Genomic DNA, 24501 nt, shown 5'->3' on the forward strand with positions numbered 1-24501 from the left:
AGTTGCTAGTAGTGGTTTATGATAGTCTAACTGGTTTGGGCAAGAAGTTTGCTAATAGTCTGGAACTGCCTAGCCAGTCAGTCTGGAAAAGACTGGAGGGACCCTGTATTTTAGTCAGCAGAAATAGCGGAGCAGGGCAGATTCCATGGACGACCAAGCGCTTCATCAGAAAGTACAGACGTCTAATTAAAGGCTTTGTCATCAATGGCAATCAGAAGCATTATCCACGGACCTTTTGCGGGGCAACGGATAAGATAGTGGAGCAATATGGTCTACGTCATATTCGTAATATAGAGGGCTCTGGAACGGAAGCAGACCGACAAGCGGTCAAAGGCTTTTTAGAACAGTTGCAGGCTGAAGAGAGTTTTCATGAAATCCATTAGGTTTTGAGCTATTTTAGGTAGATTCTTTGCATGATTTTTAAAAGTGACAAAATTGTAAGAATAAAACTAGCAAATGAAAGGTTAGGTTATGGTACTGACCTTTCTTTTTTATTATCATAGAGACAAGAAATAAGAAGGAGACAGAAAAATGAAATCAAAAGGTTTGAATGCTTTTCAGTTGAAGCTCTTCATGGCATTTCTTATGGTTTTTGACCATATCAGTCAGATACCGGGGCTGGTGCCATACGGCTGGGATGGTGTCTTGCATGCCCTAACCCGCTGTGTCGGAGTAGCATTTGCCTTCATGGCAGTGGAAGGTTTTCTCCACACTCGCAACCGCCTGGCTTACAATATGAGGCTCTTCTTTTGGGCAGCCCTGATGCAGACAGGAAACTGTATCCTGACGCTCCTCTTTCAGGAAAAGGGCATCTATCTCACTCACAATATCTTCCTGACCTTGGCCTGTGGGGTCCTCATGCTGAGTCTTTTCTTTGGCTTTTCTGACAATGGCGGAGCTGCTAAGGATAGGAAGCGTGGTTTGCGGCTGACGGCAGGAGCCTTAGTCTTGCTGGCTGGCCTTCTCTTTAGCGAAGGCGGCATGGCTCTGCTTCCTTTCATGCTCTTGACCTACCTTTTTAGAAATCAAGTCTTTTTCAGAAATTTGTCCTATGTGGTCTGGGCGGGAATTCTCTTTGCCATGAGTATTCAAATTTATCCAACTCTGCAGGACACGCTATCGATGCTGCTCTATAATTCAGACTGGCTCTTTATCAGTGTTCTTCCTCTCTTGCACTTCTACAATGGTGAGCGAGGATCCAGCAGCAAGTGGAGCAAATATTTCTTCTATATTTTCTATCCAGCCCACCTTTGGCTAATTGCTTTGATTGCCTTTTGGGTAAAATAAAGCTCATCTCATCTTACAAAAGTGTAAGATTGCACTTTAAAATGTAAGCTTAGGTTATGGCAGGGCGTTTGGTATTGAGATAAAATAGACTTATCAATTAGGAGGCAGTTTATAAATACTGCTAAAAGCAGGGCATTGATAGGTGCCTGCTAAACAGAAAGGAAGCAAGATGACATTATTAGACGTACAGCACGTGAAAAAAATTTATAAAACCCGCTTTCAGGGCAGTCAAGTAGAGGCGCTGAAAGACATTCACTTTACGGTAGAAAAAGGCGAATATGTCGCCATCATGGGGGAGTCAGGTTCTGGGAAATCCACCCTGCTCAACATCCTAGCCATGCTGGACAAGCCGACTGAGGGCCGCGTCTTTCTCAACGGAACTGACACAGCAACCATCAAAAACAGCCAGGCTTCCAGCTTCCGCCGGGAGAAATTAGGCTTTGTCTTTCAGGACTTCAATCTGCTGGATACCTTGTCGGTCAAGGATAATATTCTCCTGCCGCTGGTCCTCTCTCGCCGTCCCATTACCGAAATGATGCAAAAGCTGGTTACGACCTGCAATGAGCTGGGGATTAACAAGCTGCAAGAGAAGTTTCCTTATGAGATTTCCGGTGGCCAGAAGCAGCGGGTTGCAGTAGCTCGGGCCATCATCACAGATCCTGAGATTCTGCTGGCGGACGAGCCGACAGGAGCCTTGGATTCCAAGTCTTCGGCGGCGTTGCTGGATGTCTTTGACGACATCAATGCCCGCGGTCAAACTATTCTCATGGTGACCCACTCAACTGCAGCGGCTAGCCGCGCCAAGCGGGTGCTCTTTATCAAGGATGGAATTCTTTATAATCAAATCTTCCGTGGTGACAAGACCGAGCGGCAGATGTTCCAAGAGATTTCTGATACTCTGACAGTTATGGCAAGTGAGGTGGGCAATTATGTTCAAACTAACGAGTAAACTAGCTTTGTCCAATCTAGTTAAAAATCGCAGTTTGTATTATCCATTTGCTTTGGCGACGGTACTGGCAACAGCGATTTTGTATAGTTTTGTCTCACTAGCTCATAGCCCCAATATGGAGACCTCTTATGGCGGTTCGGCAGCTCGCATGACCTTGCAGTTTGGCATCCATGTCATTCAGATTGCCGTCCTTATCCTCATTACCTATGCTAATAGCTTCGTCATGAAAAACCGCTCCCGAGAGTTGGGAGTCTATAGTCTGCTGGGCATGGAGAAAAAGCATCTGCTAGTCATGACCTTCTTTGAACTCTGTGTCTTTTATCTACTTACAGTTGGTCTGGGTATCTTGTCTGGCCTAGCTTTAGATAAGATGCTCTACGCAGTTCTTTTGAAATTGATGGGAATGCCGGCAGTTCTTGCCTCGACCTTCCAATGGCAGAATGTTTGGATGACTCTAGCCAGTCTGGGTATTGCTTTTGCGGTGATTTTGTTGCTCAACTCTACGCGTCTTCTACGCTATAGCTCTCTTAACCTAATGAAGGAAAAGAAAGCAGGCGAGAAGAAAGGACGCTTCCTTTTTCTGCAAACCTTGCTGGGGCTCCTGCTCATGGGTGTGGCTTATTATATGGCTTTGACCGTTACCAAGCCTGTCGCTGCTATCGGCAATTTCTTTATAGCTGTGGTCATGGTTATCCTAGCAACTTATCTGCTTTTTAATGCAGGTTCAATTACACTATTGAAATTTCTCAAAAAACGCAAAGGCTACTACTATAAAACGCAGAATTTCATTTCTGTTTCCAATCTCATCTCGCGGATGCGTAAAAATGCAGCAGGATTGGCAACTATCTCCATTCTATCTACCATGCTCTTAGTGACTCTGGTTGGTACAATCAATATCTATGTTGGGGGTCAGGATTATATTACAACCTTGCATCCAAAGGATTACAATGTCAGCGTCGTCTTGCCGAAATCGACCGATCAGAAGGAGGCTCTGTTGGACAAGGTCCAGCAAGTCGCTCAGGACACAGGTCTGAAGAAGCCAAGCTATACTACCTATCTCTACCAATCAGCCTTCATCATGAAATTAGCTGGTAATGATGTGACAGTTCCAATGCAAAGAGAGCTGGAGTCGGATACAAGTATCTTGACCAAGTCTGCCGGCACGATTACAGTTATCAATCGTCAGGATTATGAAAAAATGACAGGGGAAAAGATAGACTTGGCAGACAATGAAACCTTAGTTTACGGGAAAAATATTTCCTTAAATAAGGACAAGCCTCTTCGAGTGAATGGCAAGGACTGGAAGATTAAGCAGCTTTTATCGTCGAATTTCACGCATGGGGAAATTCCTAATCCAAACGATGTGACCATGGAGCAGGGTCTCTATATGGTGGTCAATGATAGCAAAGAGGTTAATCTCGATGTGGATCATTACTACTACATTGGAGTTGCTTCAGAGACTAAGGGAAGTAAAAAGTTTGTCGAGCAAGTCCAACTGGGGTTGAGGGACACTTTGGATCAGGAACAAGCTCAAGATGGTAGCTTCGCAATGGCTAGTGACCGTTATAGTTCAGAAAAGAGCTATCAAGAACTTACTGGAACCTTGCTCTTCATCGGTGTCTTCCTCTCGGTTATCTTCCTCCTAGGAGCTGTTCTAGTAATTTACTACAAGCAAATCTCTGAAGGATATGAAGACCGAGATGGCTTTATCATCTTGCAAAAAGTTGGTTTAGATGAAAAGCAGACTAGAAGTACCATTCGCAAGCAGATTTTGACTGTTTTCTTCCTACCTCTCATCTTTGCTTTTCTACATGTAGCAGCGGTCTTTCACATGTTGCGCTTGATAGTTGCCCTACTAGGTGTGACCAATCTTCCTCTTTTGATTCAGACAACACTTGCAACTTGCGGAGTCTTCCTCCTGACTTATATTTTAGTTTTCTTACTGACTTCACGCAGTTACCGCAAGATTGTCGCCCGCTAAGAGCAAATCCCTGACCTCTGGTCGGGGATTTTTTGATGTCTGGATTTTTACCTCTCATCTCCCTCATTTTACCGCTTGTCCAAAAAGCCGAGATTTTTCAAAAAAGACTTGCTATCATAGTCTCAGAAGTTAAGGACAGGAGAAATATCATGTTAGTAGAAACGAAAAATCTTAGCAAGGTTTATGGCGATAAGGTGGCAGTTAATGATCTGAATATTCAGATTGAGAGAGGTAGTTTTACAGCTATTCTAGGCCCTAATGGCGCAGGCAAGTCTACGACTATCCAGATGCTGATAGGTCTCTTGCGGCCGACATCCGGGCAGATTTGCTATGCTGAAAAGCTTAAGTTGGGTGTGGTTTTCCAAAACAGTGTGTTGGACGCCCGGCTGACAGTTTTGGAAAATCTGACTATCAGAGCCAAGCAGTACAAGGAGATGCCGACAGGTAGAATCGAGCGCTTGGTCTCTCAGCTGGGCTTGTCAGCCTTTGCCAAGCAGCCTTATGGGACACTTTCTGGCGGCCAAAAGCGCCGGGTGGACATTGCTCGAGCCCTGCTCAACAGTCCCGACCTGCTTTTTCTAGATGAACCTACGACAGGACTGGACATTCAGACTCGGGAGAGTATTTGGAGCCTGCTCAAGCAAATTCAGAAAGAAGAGCAGATGACCATTGTCTTGACAACCCACTATCTCAATGAAGCTGATGATGCAGATAAGATCTATATCGTAGATCATGGTCAGGTCATTGCCCAAGGCTCTGCAGACCAGATTAAGGGAAACTATGCCCGCAATGTCTTACGGATTTTAAGTCAAGATGCAGCAGGTTTAGAGAAAAGCTTGCCAAGAGGCTGCGCTTGGGAGCAAGTCAAGGAAGGGAAATTTATCCTCCACCCTAAAACGACTCAAGAAGCTCTGACCTTATTGGCTCAGGCTGGTCCCTATATCGAACAATTTGAATTCCAACCCGGAACCATGGACGATGCCTTTATGGCACTGACAGGAAGAGAGGTACGCTAATATGCTCGCTTTGATTAAACGCAATTTTTTACTTTATTTTCGCAACCGCAGTGGGGTAATTTTGTCCCTCTTTGGAGCCATTATTCCCTTTGTGCTTTATATCGTTTTTTTGAAAAGTAATTCTGGAGGCTATTCCAGCCAGCTGATGGACTTGTGGCTGATTGGCGGCGTGTTGGCAGTTACAGCATTAACAACCACATTGGCAGCTTTCTCACGGCAGGTCGAAGATCGGGAGCGGAAGGTAACAGACGACCTCTTTATCACAGACTTGGGACCATGGGGGTTGCAGTTTAGTTATCTTGTCAGCTCTGTTATTATCGGCTTTTTGATGCAGGTCATTATGTTTGCCTTTATGCTCAGCTATTTTACGCTGGCGGATAACATTTCCTTTGAGTGGAGAATCCTTCCTTACCTGCTTCTTCTGATGATCTTAAACAGCCTCTTGGCCACACTGATAAATGCTCTGATTGTTCAATGCTTCAAATCAGTGGATAGTTTAGGGAAATTGGCGACAGTAGTCGGAGCAACTTCTGGTTTTCTAGTGGGTACCTATATCCCCATTGGAACCTTGCCGAACATGGCGCAAAACCTGATGAAGCTTACGCCTTCTAACTACATGGCATCTCTTTTCAGACAGGTTCTCATGAAAGAAAGTCTAGCAGATACTTTTACTAATAGCAGCCAGTCACAAGCAGCTTTTGAAAAAACAATGGGAATTCGCATTGAATGGCAGGAGCTCTTGACAAGGACAGAAACTTTCTATATAGTTGGAATAGTTTTAGTTGCAATAGCGCTTATTTGGATGGTGCAAAATATGATTGCCATCCGCCGGCTGAAACTACAATAGAATGTGAATAGGGAGCTTCCTCTTGCAAGCAAAATTTGAAACAGATCCAACCATTTCATCCAAGGATCCGCTGGTTGTGGTCAAGGCAGACCAGCTAGGGGCAGAAGCCAAGGCCATCTTAGATTATTTAGAACAGTACAAGGCAGGACCTAGTGGCGTCCTGCCTATCAAGTCGGACGATAAGCTGGTCATGCTGAGGACTGAAGATATTATCCTAGCAGACATCAACCAGACAACTCTGATGATCTACAGTAGAGAAGGCATTTACCAGACGACAGAGACCTTGACTCGCTTTCAGCAGCGGATTAGCAGCTCGAACTTTATCCAGGTTTCCCGGCATGCTGTCATCAATATTGACCATTTGGAGTCCTTGTCTGACAGCTTTTATGGCAATATGACGGCCAAGCTGACCAATCAAATCAAGACCGAAGTCAGCCGTCGCTATGTCAAACTCTTAATGGAATATCTGGGAATCTAGGAGGTAAGTGATGAGTATAAAAAAATGTCTACACGCTATATTAATGGGCATCCAAACAGGGAGTGCAGTCTATCTGATTGTCCTTGCGCTCTCTATTCAAAAAAATCCGCCCACAACAAGTAATATCGTCAGTGTCATGGTGATGAGCGGTTTGATTGGGATTATCAGTTCAATGTTAAAAACTCTTGAAGACCGATTCTCTTTTTCAGTCTCGATGTTACTGCATTTTGTTGCGGTCGCAGTCCTAGTATGCTGCTTCATGGTCTACAATAACTGGGGATTTTTAATTGCCAGCTGGCATTTCTGGTTTAATTTTATTCTGATTTACCTCTTTGTATGGCTCTTTCGTTACTTGGATACAAATCTTAAGACCAAGAAGATTAACAGCGCCTTGGCTAAGCGCAGAAAGGAAAAAGAAGGCAAGTAACTTGCTGAAAAACGTTCTGACAAGCATATCATAAAAATGGAGCTGGATTGTATCCTGCTCCTGTTTTTTTGTATCTAAAAAACTCAAGCTAGATCTTCTAGCTTGAGTTCTATGTGATACTACACTCCCAATCTGATATGAGGGAAGTGGTTGTAGATATAGTCAAAAGTTGACTGGAGTTTGGTATCGGTTGTTTTACCAATGTTCTTAATAGGCATTTGGTATTTCTTTTGATTGTTTCGAATAGCAACTAAGGTTGAGTTTCTGTTTGAAGCAACGAAGCCGCGATGCATGGTGAGAATGTGGTGGTAGAGATGGACGACCTGTTTGAGATCAATCGCCTTGAAACCTCGATAGTAGGTAATGAGATGGTCTTTATAAACAGCAATTTTCAGTACATCATCGTGGAAAGAAGCTTGCTCAAGCAGGATATTGAGATTGTCCTTGGCCTCTGGATAGGCTGCATAGATTTCTTCGTAGGCAGCGATATTTTTCTTGCGGCCGATAATTCCCATAACGATAAAGAAAACACAGAGTCCAATCAAAAACAGAATGTAGAACATGAATGCAAGATTGTCAGATTCAAATTCAGTGATAGAGATATAGGAGCTGCTTGACATTACTGTGATGACTTCGGGATTGTCTGCTAGGAGACCGCGAACGAGGCTGCCATAATTAGAGATATATCCCTGATTCTTCTTAGGGGAGTTAGCATTAACGTAGGAGCCAACAATTCGGACAGGATTTTTTTCTAGCTCTCCACTCTTCTCTTTTTCCAAGAGCTGGGCAATTTGCTTGTCCCCTTTTTTAGCCTGCAGACCAACATATCCGTCTTGGTAAGCAACCAGCCAAACTTGAGTATTATCTTCTACTTCAATCAGGGCCTCTGGGAAAATATATGACACTTCAGCATAGACTGCTGAATCTGCTCCAGACTCGCTATTTCGATCATAGGCAGTCTTGGTGTTGACTTTTTGGTATTGGATAAAGCCCATCACTGCAGCAACAGCTAGAAAAATAAAAGTAATTACCAGTAGGGCGATGGTACCCTGGTTACGTCTTTCCTTGAGCATGACTCAACCTCCAAAATATAATCTAAAAAATAATTTGATTAGTAAACTATCTTTTTTGTATAGTATAACATAAATGCTTGACAAGTGGCAATATTGTGTTAAAATATGAATGAATACAAAACGAAATTCATTCACAAAAGAGGCATGGAAATGGATAAAAAAAATGAGCTCCTAGCTGCGGCTAGAGAAGTCTTTGCAGAAAAAGGCTATAAGGCAGCTGGAATTTCTGATATTGCTAAGAGAAGCCAGATGGCTGTCGGATCTTTTTACAAGTATTATGAGTCCAAGGAAGCTATCTTCTTGGAGGTTTATATAGCTGAAAATAGCCGTATACGTGAGGAAACCATGCGACGTGTGAATTGGCTGGGTGAGCCCGAGGCAATCGTTGAACAGCTTTTTGCAGTCACTTTTGAGTTGATTTCGCCCAATAAAATACTGGCTGAGTGGAACAAGCCGGGCATTTCTCAGATTCTGCACGATTACTATAATCAGGATTCCGGACGAGCGTCCAATGCCTTTCATCAGTTTCTGATTCAGACTTTCAGTCAGCGCTTGCAGGAAGAGGGCTTTTCGAAGGAGAAAATAGCTGAGATTATGAAGGTTTATGACTTGATTTACTACATAGACATGCATGTCACAGAACAGGAATTTTCAGGCTACTTCGATAGTCTTGAGACTTTAGTGAAATATTTTGTTAAGGGAATTTTTTCCAAATAGAGGAAATTCCTTTACTTAGAAGCAGATATGAATGAATTTATAAAATTATTCATTCATAAAGAAGGAGGTGATGTCTTATGTAGTGCGAATAGGGATGGGAAGACATGTGCTTGGATAAGTATAAAGTGAATTATTTTTTAGAAGGTCTTGAATGAATGCTAAGAATTGTTCATTCAAAAAAAGAAAGTGAGGAAAAGAATGAATAAGCAAGGAGGATTTGCCATGAGCGGATTGGCTATTTTTGGTATCTGTCTGGTGCTGATTGGTCTTTTGACCATTGGCTACGGCGGTGTGACAGTTGGTTTTAGTTTGAGTGTGGATTTTCAGTCATTTTTAGTCGGAGGTCTCATTGTGATCCTAATCGGAGCAGCTTTGATTCCGGGCTTGCCAGCAGTTGCTAAGCTGACGGTACTGGCTTTGACTACTTTAGCATTGCTGATGTACATTCACATGATGCCAGATTTGGAGTTCATGCTTATGCTCATCTCAGATGTCGTGGTTTTAGGCTTTGCGGCTTGGTTTGCTATCCTTTTTTTAAGAAAATAGGTGATGAAGATGATTGTAGTTTATGATTCAAATACTGGTATTGGAAAACGATTTGCAGAATCACTGGGTTATCCGACCCAGACCATCAAGGAAAAACTGGAAGAGCCCTGTATTCTCATTACTCGAAATGCTGGTGCTGGGAAAATTCCTTGGTCTACCAAACGCTTTATCAAGAAGCATCCTGGGCTGATTAAAGGTTTTGTAAACAATGGTGACTCTGTTAAACACGGCCGGACTTTCTGCGGGGCGACTGCCTTGATTATTGAAAAATACGGGCTCCAGCATATCTGCGATATTGACCAAGGCGGTAGTCCAGAAGATGTCAAGATTGTGCAGGCATTTTTGGCGGAGTGCTAGTCTCATCAAGTTTCGCATAAATGGAGAACTCGTATGTCTAGGTTCAAGAAAATTGGGAGCTTGTTTCTGGCTCTGATTTCTGTCTTTATCCTAACGGCCTGCGGGCATACACAGAAAGAGCCCGACACTTCAGATAAGACGGAAAGAAATTCTTCCAAACAAGAAGAAACAGATCAGAATCAGGTAGATGCAACTTCCAGTGCGTCACAGAAAGATTGACTTTTTTGTCAAAATAGAAGAGCTGAATTTGTTCAATGATTTTTAGGTCATCTTTTGGCCTGTTTTGCTTACCAAAAGGAGAGAGAAGGCTTAGCATCTTCTTTCTCCTTTTTATGATAAAACCCTCTGAGCATTCCTATAGTTTTTTAACAGTCAATATGGTACAATGAATTAGTATTGTCTTTCCAGTGTTTGTCAAAAAGGCAGAAAAACATGAAAAGAACGTGTTCGACTGGCTGGCCAATACGCTGTACTTTTAAACAAATTTTACTTGTGAGAAAGGAAGATTGCATGAATAAAAAACTGAGAGTATGGTTTCAGCTCATCATTCTCTGTCTAGGCGTGTTCCTGCCTTTCCTAGCCGGAACCCTTAAGGCTCAGGCGGCGGAACTCAATGATGTCATCACTGAGATGCACCTCACCACTAACTCTGGTGAACAGCTGACCAACGGTGTGGATATCTGGCAGACCTTCCGTGTCTATGCTAAGTTTGCCTTGCCAGACAACCAGGCCCATGCGGGTGATACGACAGTGATTCATTTGCCGAATGAATTTACCTTTGGGAATTCTTCAGCTATTGAGCTCAAGGATGAAAACGGAGCCCTGGTGGCTAATGGAGTCCTGGATAGCGATGCCAAGACCATCACATTGACATACACAGACTATGTGGAGCAGAAGTCCAGTGTCAGAGGCGAGTTTTTCTTCTATTCGCGGATTGACCACGAAGTTGTCACAGAGGAAAGGGATATTCCAGCTACTTTCACAGTAGGCAATAATAGGATTCCGGCTGGCAGCATTCACTATAATGGGCCGCCGAAAAAGTATGAGTCTCTGCTAGAAAAGAGTGCTTTTCAGTGGGATGCTGATGCTAAGAATGAAATCCGCTACAATGTAGCCATTAACCGTAACATGGGCAACTACAAAAATGTCTCTGTGACGGACAAGCTGGGTGATACAAACGCTAAGATTGTTCAAGATTCTGTGCGAGTGTATAAGGTTTCTTGGCGCTGGAATAATGGTGATTGGGCGCGTGATTCGACTGAAGATGTAACAGCAGACTTCCAGTCTAAGATGACCTTTGGCGCTGAAGGTGATAGCTTGACAATCAACTTCGGAGATGTAGAAGGTTTCGGCTATCTAGTTGAGTACAAGACGCTGGCCGACTACGATTTGGCTGATGGAGAGGTTGTAGGAAATAAGGCTACCATGAACTACAACAATACCGAGACTGTGTCTGTCACCAACGAGTACTCTTATCAGATTGCTGGAGGAAAGTCTGAAGGCTATAACTTCAAGGTTAAGGTTCACAAGACAGATGAGTCTAATGCCTCTCTGAGCGGTGCAGTCTTTGAAGTGGTGCGGAAAGCGACCAATAAGGTGGTTGGCACAATCACGACAGATGCAGATGGGAATGCGGAAGTTGGTAACCTTCTACGCGACACTTATATCCTGCGTGAAACGACTGCCCCAGCTGGTTATGACCGCCTGACAGAGGATATTACCATCAGTCCGACGGATTTTGGTAAGACTTTGAACGTAGGCAGTCCTGCCTCTGGAGACTCTGGAGACAGCAGATTGGTTGCAGTCAATGTAGTCAATAAACAAGCTCAAACTCCAACAGATAAACAGGTAACGTTCAGCAAGGTCAATCTAGCTGGTGAGGAAATTGCCGGTGCACAGATTCAGATTTTCAAGGGACGGGAAAGCAAGGGCAGTCCTGTCGCATCTTGGACTTCAGAAGCTGACAAATCTAAAGAAATTAACCTAGAGTCAGGTGTTTACACCTTCCATGAGGAAGCGGCTCCGACAGGTTATCTGGCTGTGACTGATATTATCTTCCAAGTCAATGAAGATAGCACTGTAACAGTTCTAGATGCCAATAGCAATGCTGTAGAATATACAGATGGTAAGTTGTTCATTACTGACCAAGCGGCACCATCTGAACCTGGTACGCCTGATAAAGCAGTTCAAGGCGGTATTAAGCCAAATCAATCATCTGATTCTGATAAAGCAGCAGACAGTCAAGGAAAATCTAAAAAAGTTCTTCCTGCGACTGGCTCTGCTGAAAGCCTTGGATTGGTTCTTGCTGGTCTGGTAGTCCTGGCTCTTTTAGGACTTTACCGTAAGACTCGACTGAGCAAATAAATAAAGAGAGGATAGAGCAGAATGCTTTATCTTCTTTTGTTTGCTTATTTTGGTCTAGCTATTTTGCAGCTTACTGAGCAATTTCTTCCAGTTACTCATGCTGGGCAGCCACTTACGGAAAACCCCTTGTTTTTGTCTCAGAATCCTCTATAATAAATGGCAAATAGAAAAAGGAGACAGAAGATATGACAGATACAAAAATACAAGAGAAGCTGAAGCCAGGTTTGAAGTTAGCGGATTTTCAAAAAGATGGAGACATCTATCTGGCGCTGAATCCGGACTATGTCTCAGGGGACAATGCCAAATACATGACCATGTACAATCGTTTTGCTCGCTGGTATGATATGAGTGAGAAATGGCTGGGCGGCCTTCTCTATGGCAAGACAGTCGACAAGTTGAGAAGGGATCTGATGGCAGAAATAGAATGGAAGGATCATTTGTCAATTCTTTATGTCTCTATCGGAACAGGTCACGACCTACGCTACATCCCTGAGAATATTGACCTGAAAAGCCTAGACTTTGTCGGGGCGGATATTTCCATAGGCATGCTGAAAAAATGTCAGAAATCCTGTGCCAAGAAGACAAATCTGCAACTCTTTCATGCTTGTGCAGAAGACCTGCCCTTTGCGGATAATAGCTTTGACATCGTCTATCATATCGGCGGAATTAATTTCTTTAGTGATAAGGCCAAGGCCATGCAGGAAATGCTGCGGGTGGCTAAGCCAGGAACTAAGATTATGATTTCAGACGAGACGGCAGACTATGTGGACCAGCAATATAAGAAGAACCACTTCAGCAAGGACTATTTTAAGGACGCTACCGTTGATTTGGGAGAAATTGAGGCTGCTATACCGGCCGGCGTCAAAGAAAAGGAGTTGAAACTCCTCTGGGACGGAAAATTTTATGCCCTAACCTTTAGGAAATAAATGATTAGAACCGGACTTTGTTTCCGGTTTTTCTGCTTTATTAGGGACATTGCTTATCAGACACGATTGACCTTAACAATATTGATCTGATTTGCAAATGAACTATGCAAATCGTCTACCTTTTCTAAATGACAAAAAGGTAAACAAATGTAAAAAAAAATCTCCTTTTGTGTATAGCCATTTTTCTTATAGTATGATAAAATGTAGATGTAATGTATCTATAAATGTTCGCTTTCTAGAAAGCGGGCACTGACAAGATGGGGAAGCTCAGTTAGTATACAATTACATTGTACATTTAAAACTGAATATTGTGAGAAAGGAAAATTGCATGAACAAAAGGATTAGAGCATTGCTCCACCTTATTATTCTTTTTTTAGGAGTAATTCTGCCATCTTTGGCTCCACTGACTCAGGTGCAAGCAGCTGAGATTGGTAATGCTATCACGGAGATGAGTATAAAGAATTCTTCTGGTGGAGAATTAACGCAGGGGGTTGATATTTGGGAAACTTTTCGAGTTTACGCAAAGTTTGTCTTGCCGGATAACCAAGTACATCAAGGGGACACGACAACAATCACCTTGCCTTCTGAGTATGCTTTTGGGAACTCTTCAGCTATTGAACTTAAGGACAGCTCGGATAATGTAGTTGCAAATGGATTTTTGGATTCAACCAACAAGACCATTACTTTGACCTATACAAATTATGTTGAGCAAAAGTCTGGTGTCCAAGGAGAATTCTTCTTCTATGCACGAGTTGACCATGATGTTGTGAGACAAGAAGGTGACTTGAATGGTGGATTTACCGTAGGAGGTCGGATGTTGTATCCGGGAATCGTCCATTATAATGGACCACCCAAAAGATATGACTCAAAAATTGAGAAGAGCTCTTATCAGGCAGCAGAAGACGGTAAGAATGAAGTTCATTACAATATTGCGATTAACCGCAATATGGAACATTATACCGATGTAACGATAACTGACAAGATTACCTCGCCTAATTTTAAAATCATGAGAGACTCAATTCGAGTCTATAAAATTGCTTGGCGCTGGAATAATGGAGATTGGGTGCGGGATTCAACAGAAGACGTGACAGCTAATTTCCAATCAAAAATTACGGAAAATGCCGCTGGTGATGGATTCACGATTGATCTTGGCGACATGGATGGTTTCGGGTATTTGCTGGACTATAAGACAAAAGCAGATTACGATCTTGTTGATGGTGAGCGTGTTTCCAATAGTGCTACCATGACCTATAACGGTGGTCAAACAACGACATCAGCTGAAAATCGCTCTTATCAGATTGCCGGCGGTGTTGGAGAAGGCTATGTTTTCACTATTAAGCTTCATAAGGTTAATGAAAATGGTGAGAACCTGCAAGGTGCAGAATTTGAAGTTGTTCGTGATCGAAGCGGAGCAGTTGTCGGAAAATTAACCACAGATTCTAACGGGAATGCCAACTTGGGTGACTTGTTGCGCGATGATTATACCATCCGTGAAGTGACTCCTCCTACAGGATATGATAAATTAACTGAGGAAATTAAGATTGGTTCCCAGGATTTTGGAACAGACAAATCTGTATCGCGCGAGATCGTCAATAAGAAGACGGTAACCGAGCAGGATGTAACTTTCAAAAAAGTAGATCCAAACGGGAAAGAAATTCCTGGTGCGCAACTGAAAATCTATAAAGGTGATCATGTTGATCAGGAAGAAGCTCCTGTTGCAGACTGGACTTCAGAAGAAAATACTTCTAAAGTGATAAAATTGTCTCCAGGAACCTATACACTGACTGAAGCGAATGCTCCTGCTGGTTATCAATATGTAGAAGACATCACATTTACAGTAGGTGCTAATGGCACTGTTGCTCTTGTGAAAAAAGGAGCAGAAGATACTGTTCAAGCAGCAGGCTCAATTCTGACGATTACCGACAAGGAGGACAATAGTCCTAAAGCCATTACCTTCAGTAAGGTCAACCTAGGTGGTACTGAGATTGCTGGTGCTCAAATTAAGATTTTCAAGGGCAACAAAGCTCAGGGTCAAGCTCTTGAAAGCTGGACATCCGAAGCTAATCAGTCTAAGGACATCAACTTAGCACCCGGTACTTATACCTTCCATGAGGAAGCAGCTCCAACCGGTTACCTCAAAGTGACCGACATCACATTCCAAGTCAAACATGACGGCACAGTAGAAGTGACCAATGTCGGTGAGAAAGACTCCAAAGGTGAAAACAATAAAGTTGTGACTGACGGAGCAACCTTGAAGGTAACAGACAAGGATGACGACTCAGAACGTGATGTGGCGATCAAGAAAGTAGATCCAAACGGGAAGGAAATCCCTGGTGCGAAATTGAAACTCTACAAAGGCAGTCAGATTCGTCCTGAAGCTAAGCCTCTTGCAGAGTGGACATCCGAAGCCAACGCATCTAAGGTGGTTAAGTTAGCTCCAGGGACCTATTCTCTGAAAGAAAGCCTTGCTCCTGCTGGATTTGTAGCTGTAGAAGATATTAAGTTCACAGTTCATTTTGATGGTACCATTACAGTTGATGCTAAAGGTGCAACAGATTCTGTTGAAGCAAATGGCTTGGTTCTTACTGTAACCGATAAAGAGGACAATAGTCTGAAAGCCATTACTTTCAGTAAGGTCAACCTCGGCGGTACTGAGATTGCTGGCGCAGAGATTAAGATCTACAAGGGAGACAAAGCTGAAGGTGCAGCCGTTGAAAGCTGGACTTCCGAGGCTAATCAGTCTAAGGACATCAACTTAGCACCTGGCACTTACACTTTCCATGAGGAAGCCGCACCAACAGGTTACCTCAAAGTAACCGACATCACTTTCCAAGTCAAAACAGACGGAACAGTGGAAGTGACTAATGTTGGCGAGAAAGACGCTAAGGGTGAATCTAACACCGTTGCAACTAATGGTTCAACTGTTACGGTGACTGACAAAGATGATGACCTACCGCGTAAGATTACCTTTAGTAAGGTTAACCTAGGTGGTACTGAAATTGCCGGTGCAGAGATTAAGATCTACAAAGGCGATAAAGCTGAAGGCCAAGCAGTAGAAAGCTGGACTTCAGAAGCTGGCAAGTCCAAAGACCTTAACTTGGCACCAGGTACTTATACCTTCCATGAGGAAGCCGCTCCAACAGGCTACCTCAAAGTGACCGACATCACCTTCCAAGTCAAGCATGATGGTACAGTGGAAGTGACCAATGTTGGCGAGAAAGACTCTAAGGGCGAAACTAACACCGTTGCGACAAATGGTTCGACTGTTACAGTAACCGATAAGGATAATGATCTCCCGCGTAAGGTGACTTTCAGTAAAGTAAACCTAGGCGGTACTGAGATTGCCGGTGCTCAAATCAAGATTTACAAGGGCGAAAAAGCTGAAGGCCAAGCAGTAGAAAGCTGGACATCCGAAGCTGGTAAGTCTAAGGACATCAACTTAGCACCCGGTACTTATACCTTCCATGAGGAAGCCGCACCAACGGGCTACCTCAAAGTAACGGATATCACCTTCCAAGTCAAACATGACGGCACAGTGGAAGTGACCAATGTTGGTGAGAAGGACGCTAAGGGCCAAGCTAACACCGTAGCGACAAACGGTTCAACTGTTGCAGTGACTGACAAGGACGATGATCTCCCACGTAAGGTGACCTTCAGTAAGGTCAACCTTGGCGGTACTGAAATTGCCGGTGCTGAGATCAAGATTTACAAGGGCGAGAAAGCTGAAGGCGATGCAGTTGAAAGCTGGACATCCGAAGCTGGTAAGTCTAAAGACATCAACTTAGCACCTGGTACTTATACCTTCCATGAGGAAGCCGCTCCAACAGGCTACCTCAAAGTGACCGACATCACTTTCAAAGTGAAAACTGACGGAACAGTAGAAGTGACCAATGTCGGAGAGAAAGACTCTAAGGGTGAAGACAACCGTGTTGTAGCGAATGGTGCAACTCTAACTGTAACCGATAAAGACGATGACAGTCCCAAAGCGATTACTTTCAGTAAAGTAAACCTTGGTGGTACAGAAATCGCAGGAGCTCAAATCAAGATCTACAAGGGCAACAAGGCTGAAGGCACAGCAGTCGAAAGCTGGACTTCTGAAGCTGGTAAGTCTAAGGATATAAATTTAGTACCTGGCACTTACACCTTCCATGAGGAGGCAGCCCCAACCGGTTACCTTAAGGTTACCGACATCACATTCCAAGTCAAGTATGACGGTACAGTGGAAGTGACTAGCGTAGGAGAAAAAGACGCTAAGGGCGAAGCTAACACCGTTGCAACCAATGGTTCAACAGTAACTATTACCGACAAGGACGATGATCTCCCACGTAAGGTGACATTCAGCAAAGTCAACCTCGGTGGTGCTGAAATCGCCGGTGCTGAGATCAAGATTTACAAGGGCGAGAAAGCTGAAGGAAACGCAGTCGAAAGCTGGACATCCGAAGCAGGTAAGTCTAAGTACATCAACTTGGCACCTGGCACTTATACCTTCCATGAGGAAGCGGCTCCAACGGGTTACCTCAAAGTAACGGACATCACATTCCAAGTCAAACATGATGGAACGGTGGAAGTGACCAATGTCGGAGAGAAAGACTCCAAGGGTGAAGAGAACAAGGTCGTAACCAACGGCTCAACTGTTACAGTAACGGATAAAGACGATGATAGTCCCAAAGCGATTACTTTCAGTAAAGTAAACCTTGGTGGTACAGAAATCGCAGGAGCTCAAATCAAGATCTACAAGGGCAACAAGGCAGAAGGCCAAGCAGTAGAAAGCTGGACATCTGAAGCTGGTAAGTCTAAAGAATTGAACTTGACTCCAGGTACTTACACCTTCCATGAGGAAGCGGCACCAACCGGCTACCTCAAAGTGACAGACATTACTTTCCAAGTAAAAACTGACGGAACAGTAGAAGTAACAAATGTTGGTGAGAAAGACTCCAAGGGTGAAGAGAACAAGGTCGTAACCAACGGCTCAACTGTTACAGTAACGGATAAGGACGATAATCTTCCACGTAAGGTAACCTTCAGTAAGGTCAACCTCGGCGGTACTGAGATTGCTGGTGCAGAGATTCAAATTTTCCAAGGCAAAGAGGCAACTGGCAATCCTGTAGCAAAATGGACTTCAGAAGCAAATACATCGCATGAGCTTGGATTAGCTCCTGGGATATATACCTTCCATGAAGCTGCAGCCCCAACCGGTTACCTAGCTGTTACCGACATCGTGTTCCAAGTGAATCTCGATGGCACAGTAACAGTCGTAAATGCCAATGGAAATACAGTAGAATACAAGGATGGGAAGTTAGTCGTAACTGACCAAACGAAACCGACTGGCCCAGACAAGGATCCGTCTAAAAAAACAGATGAACCAGATCCGAAAAAATCAAATCAAGATAAACCAATAGAAAAAGACCAAGATAAACCTGGAGATAAGGGGAAGACGAAGAAAATTCTGCCTTTCACAGGTACAGAAATCAGCTTTACGCTACTTGCTTTCGGTCTGATTCTGATAGTTGGTTGTGGGGTTTATTTCGGGATCCGTTTCAAAAAATAAAACAGAAAACAAGTGTCAATGAACATTGACGCTTGTTTTTTTATGCGCTTGATGAAAGAAGCCGATATACATCGTTGAATTTATGCCTATTGATGCAGTTTAAGGGCAATCGAAAACTATTTTTTATAAGTGACAAAAATGTAAGTTTAAAGGCTAAAATGAAAGGTTATCTTATGGCAGCTAGCCTGGGAATTCGGTATCCTATAAGTGTAAAGAAAAAGAAGATAAACGTCTTCCAAACTAATAATCAGATTTCAAGAAGGAGGCTTGCTATGAAAATCAATCTTTTTAACCATCGCCAAAGTAAACCTAAAGCTCAAAAGATTTCCAAGGAAGAAATCGAGAAGACTCGCCTAGGCTGTGCTTCCAGTCAATATTATTTCTGGCTGCAGTACAGCCACTGATAGTTTCCAGTATTTAAGGATGAGAGAAAGGTCAGTTGACTTTTCTCTTTATCCGACTTGGAGCACAAGATGACAAAAATGTAAGATTGGCAGGCAAAATGAAAGATTAGGTTATGGAAACTTGTCTGTCTTTCCGGTATGATAGTAGTATCAAGTTAAATAAAGAAGAGGTTCGAGTATGACATTATTAGACGTACAACACGTGAAAAAGATTTATAAAACTCGCTTTCAGGGCAGCCAAGTAGAGGCACTGAAAGACATTCACTTTACGGTAGAAAAAGGCGAGTATGTCGCCATCATGGGGGAGTCAGGCTCTGGGAAATCCACCCTGCTCAACATCCTAGCCATGCTGGACAAGCCGACTGAGGGCCGCGTCTTTCTCAACGGAACTGACACAGCAACCATCAAAAACAGCCAGGCTTCCAGTTTCCGCCGAGAAAAATTAGGATTTGTCTTTCAGGATTTCAACCTGCTGGACACCCTATCAGTCAAGGATAATATTCTTCTGCCGCTAGTCCTCTCTCGTCGTCCCATTACCGAGATGATGCAAAAGCTGGTTACGACTTGCAATGAGCTAGGGATTAACAAGCTACAAGAGAAGTTTCCTTATGAGATTTCTGGTGGTCAAAAGCAGCGGGTAGCAGTGGCTCGGGCCATCATCACAGACCCTGAGATTCTGCTGGCGGACGAGCCGACGGGAGCTTTGGATTCCAAATCTTCGGCAGCTCTGCTTGATGTCTTTGATGATATTAATGCCCGCGGTCAAACCATTCTCATGGTGACCCACTCAACGGCAGCAGCTAGCCGCGCCAAGCGGGTGCTCTTTATCAAGGATGGGATTCTTTATAATCAAATCTTCCGCGGTGACAAGACTGAGCGGCAGATGTTCCAAGAGATTTCTGACACTCTGACAGTTATGGCAAGTGAGGTGAAGGACTAGTGTTTCGATTAGCAGCAAAATTGGCGGTATCCAATCTGATTAAGAACCGCCGTCTCTATTATCCGTTTGCACTGGCTACCTGTGTGGCTGTAGCCATTTCTTATATTTTCAACTCCTTGGCTTTTAATCCCAATCTATCCAAAATGACAGGTGCCAGCTCTGTTATCCTCGTTTTGGTCCTAGGGGTTGTTATTGTAAACATCACAGCTGGAATTATTGTCTTTTATGCCAATCAATTTGTTATGAAGAATCGCTCCAAGGAGCTAGGGCTTTATGGTATGCTAGGTCTTAATAAGAGTCATCTCTTTGTTATGACCTTTATTGAGCTACTAATCTTCGGGCTAGTGGCTGTAAGCTTGGGGCTGACTATAGGTCTTCTCTTTGACCAGTTGATTTATGCCTTTTTGCTCAAGCTCATGGGTACCAAGGTGGTTCTAGTTTCGACATTTCAACCTTTTGTATTGGTATTGATTATCATTTTCTATGCTTTTGTATTTTTCTGTTTGCTAATTAAAAACGGCTTTTACTTAAGAAAGTTTGATGCTCTGCAATTAGTCAAAGAAAAAAATAGCGGGGAGAAAAAGAGTCGCTTTTTACTCTTGCAAACTATTATTGGTATGTCTTCTCTCGCTTTTGGCTATTATCTTGCTTTAGGTGTATCTAATCCGATGGCAGCCATTATCATTTTCTTCGTGGCCGTACTTTTTGTTATTCTAGGGACTTATCTGCTTTTTAATGCAGGAACAACTGTTTTCTTGCAATTTTTGAAAAAGAAGAAGACGTTTTATTATCAGCCTGATAACATGATTTCGGTATCTAATCTAATTTTTCGAATGAAGAAAAATGCAATCGGTTTAGCGACGATTTCTATTTTGTCGACAATGGTTCTGGTTACCTTATCTGGTGGAGCTAACATTTATGCTGGTGGTGATTATATGCAGAATGCCATGTTCCCGCATGATTTCAGTATCCAAGGAAAAGAAATAACAGGTGAGGTGCTGGATCAAGCTTTGACAGAGTTTGTTCAAGAGCAGCAGCTGCAGATTAGTAAAAAAGTTATTTACCAGTATTATACGATAGGAGTTAGAAGCCGAGCTGGTAATCAGCTAGATATTTATTCTAAGGGACAGAAATCATTCACTCCAAATCTTTATATTTTGGCCATTTCTGAGAGTGATTATCAAGGAATGACGGGTCAAAGTCTTCAGCTTAAAGATGATGAAATAGCCATATTTGAGCAAGGACTGGAACTAGACAGCAAAAAAGATTTACAGCTAGCTGATAAAAATTTAAAAATCAAGAAAAAATTAAAAGAAGATTTCGTTTTCGGTAATCTACCCGATCCGATGAATATGATAGTGCCTGAAAAAATCTATATGGTAGCTAAAAATCCGAGTCAAATCTTTTCTTCATTGATGAACGATTACGCTGTCAATGTTAACTATTATGGAGGATTAAATCTCAAGCTTCCAAAAGAAGAACAGAGAAAACTCAAAGAAGCATACCAAGAAAAGCTAAGCAGTTTTAATACCACCTTACCTGAAAATCAAGGTATTTATGGTTCGGTGACAGCCTTCGATAAGCAAGAAATAAAAGGAATGCTAGGTGGTATGTTCTTTATTGGAATTTTCTTATCAATCGTTTTTATGCTTGGAACTGTTCTTATCATCTACTACAAGCAGATTTCTGAAGGCTATGAAGATCGAGAAGGCTTTGTTATTTTACAAAAGGTTGGATTGGACGAAAAACAAATTAAGAAAACGATTCGTAGGCAAATTCTGATAGTCTTTTTCCTACCACTAATCTTTGCTTTTCTTCATTTGGCATTTGCCTATCACATGTTGAGCTTGATTTTATCTGCTTTAGGGGTGCTGAATGCCACACTCATGTTAGTGGTGACTCTGGGTGTTTGCGCTCTGTTTATTGCAGTATATGTCGGTGTCTTTCTCATCACATCTCGCAGCTATCGTAAAATTGTGGCTATGTGATAGCAGAGACAGGCATCATATACCTTTCATTTATTTTAAAGACTTAGGCTGAGATTTTTCTCAGCCTTTCTTTTCGGTAAATTTCTGAGAAGGATTCCTAAAAGGGAGGAAATATGATAAAATAGGGCGTTAATGCAATTAGGAGAATAAGAATAGATGAATATTTTTAGAAAAAAAGATGCCAGCAAGGATAGAACGGGCATGCGCCGTCACTTGAAAATTCCTGATCTGATTTTGCTTGGTATTGGAGCAATGGTAGGAACTGGGATTTTTACCATCACAGGGACTGGAGCGGCCAAATATGCTGGACCTGCTCTGACTGTTTCGATTGTCATTTCAGCTCTTTGTGTGAGTATTTCGGCCCTTTTTTACGCTGAGTTTGCCTCACGGATTCCGGCCAATGGCGGAGCCTATAGTTATATTTATGCGGTTCTGGGAGAATTTCCTGCTTGGCTGGCTGGCTGGCTGACCATCATGGAGTTCATGACCGCTATTTCAGGTGTTGCCTCTGGCTGGGGTTCTTATCTGAAGGGCTTGCTGAGCGGCTTTGGTATCCAGCTGCCGGCAGCTCTGAATGGTACCTTCAATCCAAAAGCAGGTACTTATGTGGACTTGCTGCCTATTCTGGTCTTGGCCTTTGTTACGGGGGTTGTCCTTTTGAACTCAAAGGCCGCCCTGCGCTTCAACTCAGCCTTGGTGGTTCTGAAATTCTCAGCCTTGGCACTCTTTATTATTGCAGGATTTTTCTTCATCAAACCAGAAAATTGGTCTAACTTTGCACCATTTGGCTTTGGAGAAATTTATGGTGGGAAGGTCGGCATCATGGCTGGAGCTTCACTCATGTTCTTTGCTTTTCTAGGCTTTGAGTCCATTTCCATGGCGGTCGATGAAATTAAGGAGCCCCAAAAGAACGTTCCGCGCGGGATTGTTTTGTCCTTGAGCATCGTGACCATTCTCTACATTTTGGTGACCTTGGTCTTAACCGGGATTGTCCACTATAGCAAGCTGGATGTTTCTGATGCGGTGGCCTTTGCCCTGCGCAGTGTCGGACTTGGCTGGGCGGCTAACTATATCTCTGTCGTCGCTATTTTGACTCTGATTACGGTCTGTATCTCCATGACCTACGCCCTGTCGCGGATGATTTACAGTATTGCGCGTGATGGTCTCTTGCCTCGCTCTTTCAAGAAATTGACAGAGACCAGTCGGGTTCCAAAGAATGCAACGATTCTGGTAGGGATTGCCTCAGCTGTCTGTGCCGGTATCTTCCCCTTGGCTAGCATCGCTTCTTTCCTCAATATCTGTACCTTGGCCTATCTGATTTTATTGGCACTTGCTGTCTTGAAATTGCGGAAAGATCAGGGAATGCCAAAAGCTGGAGAATTCAAAACGCCTCTGGTACCTCTGACACCGATTTTGTCCATTATCATCTGCCTGTCCTTCATGACCCAGTATACCAAGGAAACCTGGCAAGCCTTTGGAATTGCCCTAGCGCTGGGAAGTCTCATCTATGCATTCTATGGCTATAGAAACTCAGAAATCGCTGTAAAAGAGGAGTAGGGTGTAGAGATTGGTCGAGAAGATGAAGTGTAGGAACTTGGTAACTATAAACAAAGCAGAAAGAGTTTTATGAAGAAAAATTGTATAAAAGGCCGATGCTATAATATCTCTTTGAATGGTAAGAAAGCTTTTCTCGGATGGTTCTTAATAATTTCTGATAATGGGCAGGAATATCTCGTGGAGAGAAATGGAACGATGTCCTGTGGCTGTTTTAGAAAGGTTTATCAAACAGCCTATTCTTTCATACCGCATACTGAATTTTTAAACAAATCAAATAATCTACCTGCTATTGCAGGAACTTCCATAGGTCTTATCTTGGCTAGAATGCTGAGAAAAATAATTCCGCTAGATTTTTTCTTTGGGCCAGTAAATCGACCAATGAATATCGGAACTGGTCTTGTAAATATTGGTGTGACAATAGGAACGATGGTTCTTGCTATGTTTCTTGTAAAGTATTATAGAAAGAAACGACTTGAATTTTTTCTAAATAAAAAAGGTTGCAAACTTAGCTTGATTGGAAAAGTAAGAACAAAAGAGCCTATTAAAAAATTGCCCAACGGAATAGAGGTATGGTAAATGAAACGGTTTAGTATTCGTCAATTATTGGTAATTGGCACTTTGTCAAGTATAGTCTTATTTGTTATGTTTTTTACTCAGCCCAGATTCTTTCTTTTACTACCTATTTTTCTTGGAATAGTCTTGTTTTTCAGAGGTATAGAAGTTAGTGGAGACAAAGAGATAGAATTTGAACTAATAGAAGGAGAAAAGAATGAAAAAACTTAACCTAACCCAAAAGAAGAAAATCTGGCTCTTTGCCCTTGCTTTGCTTGCCCTGATCTTACTAGCGATTGTGATCAATATCCAACTGAACCAGCCTGAAGATATGCATGCTGATTATGTTCGGCTTTGGAAGACAACTTGGCATGAGAAAAATAAAGACTGGCTCTATCCACTGAAAATATCTGTCTTGTTATTCTGGCAGTTCTGGCTGGGTCTGGTTTAATGATTGCATTCTCCAAGAGTGAGAAATGGAAATAAACTTCTGTAGATTTAAACGAAATAATCTTACAAAAATGTAAGATTGACGATGATAAAT

The 24501-nt window shown here is 42.8% G+C and carries 21 protein-coding genes and 1 pseudogene; 21 read left to right on the forward strand and 1 reads right to left on the reverse strand.

What is annotated here, in order from left to right; translation table 11 throughout:
* Positions 1-2: 2 nt before the first annotated feature.
* The 8 genes from FOC72_RS02340 (at position 3) to FOC72_RS02375 (ending at position 6985) form a co-directional block, all read left to right on the forward strand.
* Positions 3-383 carry a class Ib ribonucleoside-diphosphate reductase assembly flavoprotein NrdI gene (locus FOC72_RS02340; protein WP_002894760.1) on the forward strand — a complete coding sequence of 127 codons (381 nt, stop codon included), beginning with the start codon at positions 3-5 and terminating at the stop codon, positions 381-383.
* A gap of 148 nt (positions 384-531) precedes the next feature.
* Positions 532-1287, forward strand: coding sequence for a TraX family protein (locus tag FOC72_RS02345; protein ID WP_002894762.1), 756 nt, complete (start codon positions 532-534; stop codon positions 1285-1287).
* 169 nt (positions 1288-1456) lie between these two features.
* On the forward strand, positions 1457-2236 hold the full coding sequence (locus FOC72_RS02350) for an ABC transporter ATP-binding protein (RefSeq protein ID WP_002899832.1): 780 nt from the start codon (positions 1457-1459) through the stop codon (positions 2234-2236).
* The gene (locus FOC72_RS02355; RefSeq protein ID WP_002894764.1) at positions 2217-4217 is read left to right on the forward strand and encodes an ABC transporter permease; all 2001 of its coding nucleotides are present in this window, start codon (positions 2217-2219) and stop codon (positions 4215-4217) included. The genes FOC72_RS02350 and FOC72_RS02355 overlap by 20 nt, the downstream gene beginning before the upstream one ends.
* A 149-nt stretch (positions 4218-4366) precedes the next feature.
* Positions 4367-5233, forward strand: coding sequence for an ABC transporter ATP-binding protein (locus tag FOC72_RS02360; RefSeq protein WP_002913286.1), 867 nt, complete (start codon positions 4367-4369; stop codon positions 5231-5233).
* Position 5234: 1 nt separating this feature from the next.
* A complete protein-coding gene (locus FOC72_RS02365; RefSeq protein WP_002894768.1) occupies positions 5235-6080 on the forward strand; it encodes an ABC transporter permease in 846 nt (281 codons plus the stop codon).
* Positions 6081-6102: 22 nt separating this feature from the next.
* Positions 6103-6558, forward strand: a complete 456-nt coding sequence (locus tag FOC72_RS02370) for a LytTR family DNA-binding domain-containing protein (RefSeq protein WP_002894770.1) — start codon at positions 6103-6105, stop codon at positions 6556-6558.
* A 10-nt stretch (positions 6559-6568) separates the two neighbouring features.
* Complete coding sequence (locus FOC72_RS02375) at positions 6569-6985, forward strand: DUF3021 domain-containing protein (protein WP_002894774.1); 417 nt, start codon at positions 6569-6571, stop codon at positions 6983-6985.
* Positions 6986-7104: 119 nt separating this feature from the next.
* Here FOC72_RS02375 and FOC72_RS02380 read toward each other — a convergent pair whose 3' ends face one another.
* Positions 7105-8058, reverse strand: coding sequence for a hypothetical protein (locus FOC72_RS02380; RefSeq protein ID WP_002894775.1), 954 nt, complete (start codon positions 8056-8058; stop codon positions 7105-7107).
* Between the two features lie 105 nt (positions 8059-8163).
* On the opposite strand from FOC72_RS02380, the gene FOC72_RS02385 reads away from it, so the two are divergent.
* The 13 genes and pseudogenes from FOC72_RS02385 to FOC72_RS02445 all read left to right on the forward strand — a co-directional run bounded on the left by FOC72_RS02385 (position 8164) and on the right by FOC72_RS02445 (position 24443).
* Complete coding sequence (locus FOC72_RS02385; RefSeq protein ID WP_002894779.1) at positions 8164-8775, forward strand: TetR/AcrR family transcriptional regulator; 612 nt, start codon at positions 8164-8166, stop codon at positions 8773-8775.
* 198 nt (positions 8776-8973) lie between these two features.
* Positions 8974-9321, forward strand: a complete 348-nt coding sequence (locus tag FOC72_RS02390) for a hypothetical protein (protein ID WP_002894781.1) — start codon at positions 8974-8976, stop codon at positions 9319-9321.
* A complete protein-coding gene (locus tag FOC72_RS02395) occupies positions 9322-9678 on the forward strand; it encodes a class Ib ribonucleoside-diphosphate reductase assembly flavoprotein NrdI (RefSeq protein ID WP_002894783.1) in 357 nt (118 codons plus the stop codon). It abuts the gene before it with no gap.
* A 33-nt stretch (positions 9679-9711) separates the two neighbouring features.
* The gene (locus FOC72_RS02400) at positions 9712-9897 is read left to right on the forward strand and encodes a hypothetical protein (RefSeq protein WP_002894785.1); all 186 of its coding nucleotides are present in this window, start codon (positions 9712-9714) and stop codon (positions 9895-9897) included.
* Positions 9898-10188: 291 nt separating this feature from the next.
* Positions 10189-12042 carry a SpaA isopeptide-forming pilin-related protein gene (locus tag FOC72_RS02405; RefSeq protein WP_002894787.1) on the forward strand — a complete coding sequence of 618 codons (1854 nt, stop codon included), beginning with the start codon at positions 10189-10191 and terminating at the stop codon, positions 12040-12042.
* Positions 12043-12227: 185 nt separating this feature from the next.
* The gene (locus FOC72_RS02410; RefSeq protein ID WP_002894791.1) at positions 12228-12968 is read left to right on the forward strand and encodes a class I SAM-dependent methyltransferase; all 741 of its coding nucleotides are present in this window, start codon (positions 12228-12230) and stop codon (positions 12966-12968) included.
* Positions 12969-13296: 328 nt separating this feature from the next.
* Complete coding sequence (locus tag FOC72_RS02415; RefSeq protein WP_002894793.1) at positions 13297-18516, forward strand: SpaA isopeptide-forming pilin-related protein; 5220 nt, start codon at positions 13297-13299, stop codon at positions 18514-18516.
* A 272-nt stretch (positions 18517-18788) separates the two neighbouring features.
* A complete protein-coding gene (locus FOC72_RS11640) occupies positions 18789-18920 on the forward strand; it encodes a hypothetical protein (protein WP_009659231.1) in 132 nt (43 codons plus the stop codon).
* Positions 18921-19098: 178 nt separating this feature from the next.
* Positions 19099-19860: an ABC transporter ATP-binding protein gene (locus FOC72_RS02425; RefSeq protein WP_002894797.1), complete on the forward strand. Its 762-nt coding sequence runs from the start codon at positions 19099-19101 to the stop codon at positions 19858-19860.
* Positions 19860-21848 carry an ABC transporter permease gene (locus tag FOC72_RS02430; protein ID WP_002894799.1) on the forward strand — a complete coding sequence of 663 codons (1989 nt, stop codon included), beginning with the start codon at positions 19860-19862 and terminating at the stop codon, positions 21846-21848. Before FOC72_RS02425 ends, FOC72_RS02430 begins: the two co-directional genes overlap by 1 nt.
* Before the next feature lie 156 nt (positions 21849-22004).
* Positions 22005-23405 carry an amino acid permease gene (locus FOC72_RS02435; protein ID WP_002894800.1) on the forward strand — a complete coding sequence of 467 codons (1401 nt, stop codon included), beginning with the start codon at positions 22005-22007 and terminating at the stop codon, positions 23403-23405.
* 69 nt (positions 23406-23474) lie between these two features.
* Positions 23475-23981 (forward strand): hypothetical protein, encoded by a 507-nt coding sequence (locus FOC72_RS02440; RefSeq protein WP_002894801.1) that lies wholly within the window; start codon positions 23475-23477, stop codon positions 23979-23981.
* Positions 23982-24174: 193 nt separating this feature from the next.
* A pseudogene (locus tag FOC72_RS02445) lies at positions 24175-24443 on the forward strand (hypothetical protein).
* Positions 24444-24501: the final 58 nt, after the last annotated feature.

The organism is Streptococcus sanguinis (assembly GCF_013343115.1).
GTDB lineage: Bacteria > Bacillota > Bacilli > Lactobacillales > Streptococcaceae > Streptococcus > Streptococcus sanguinis_H.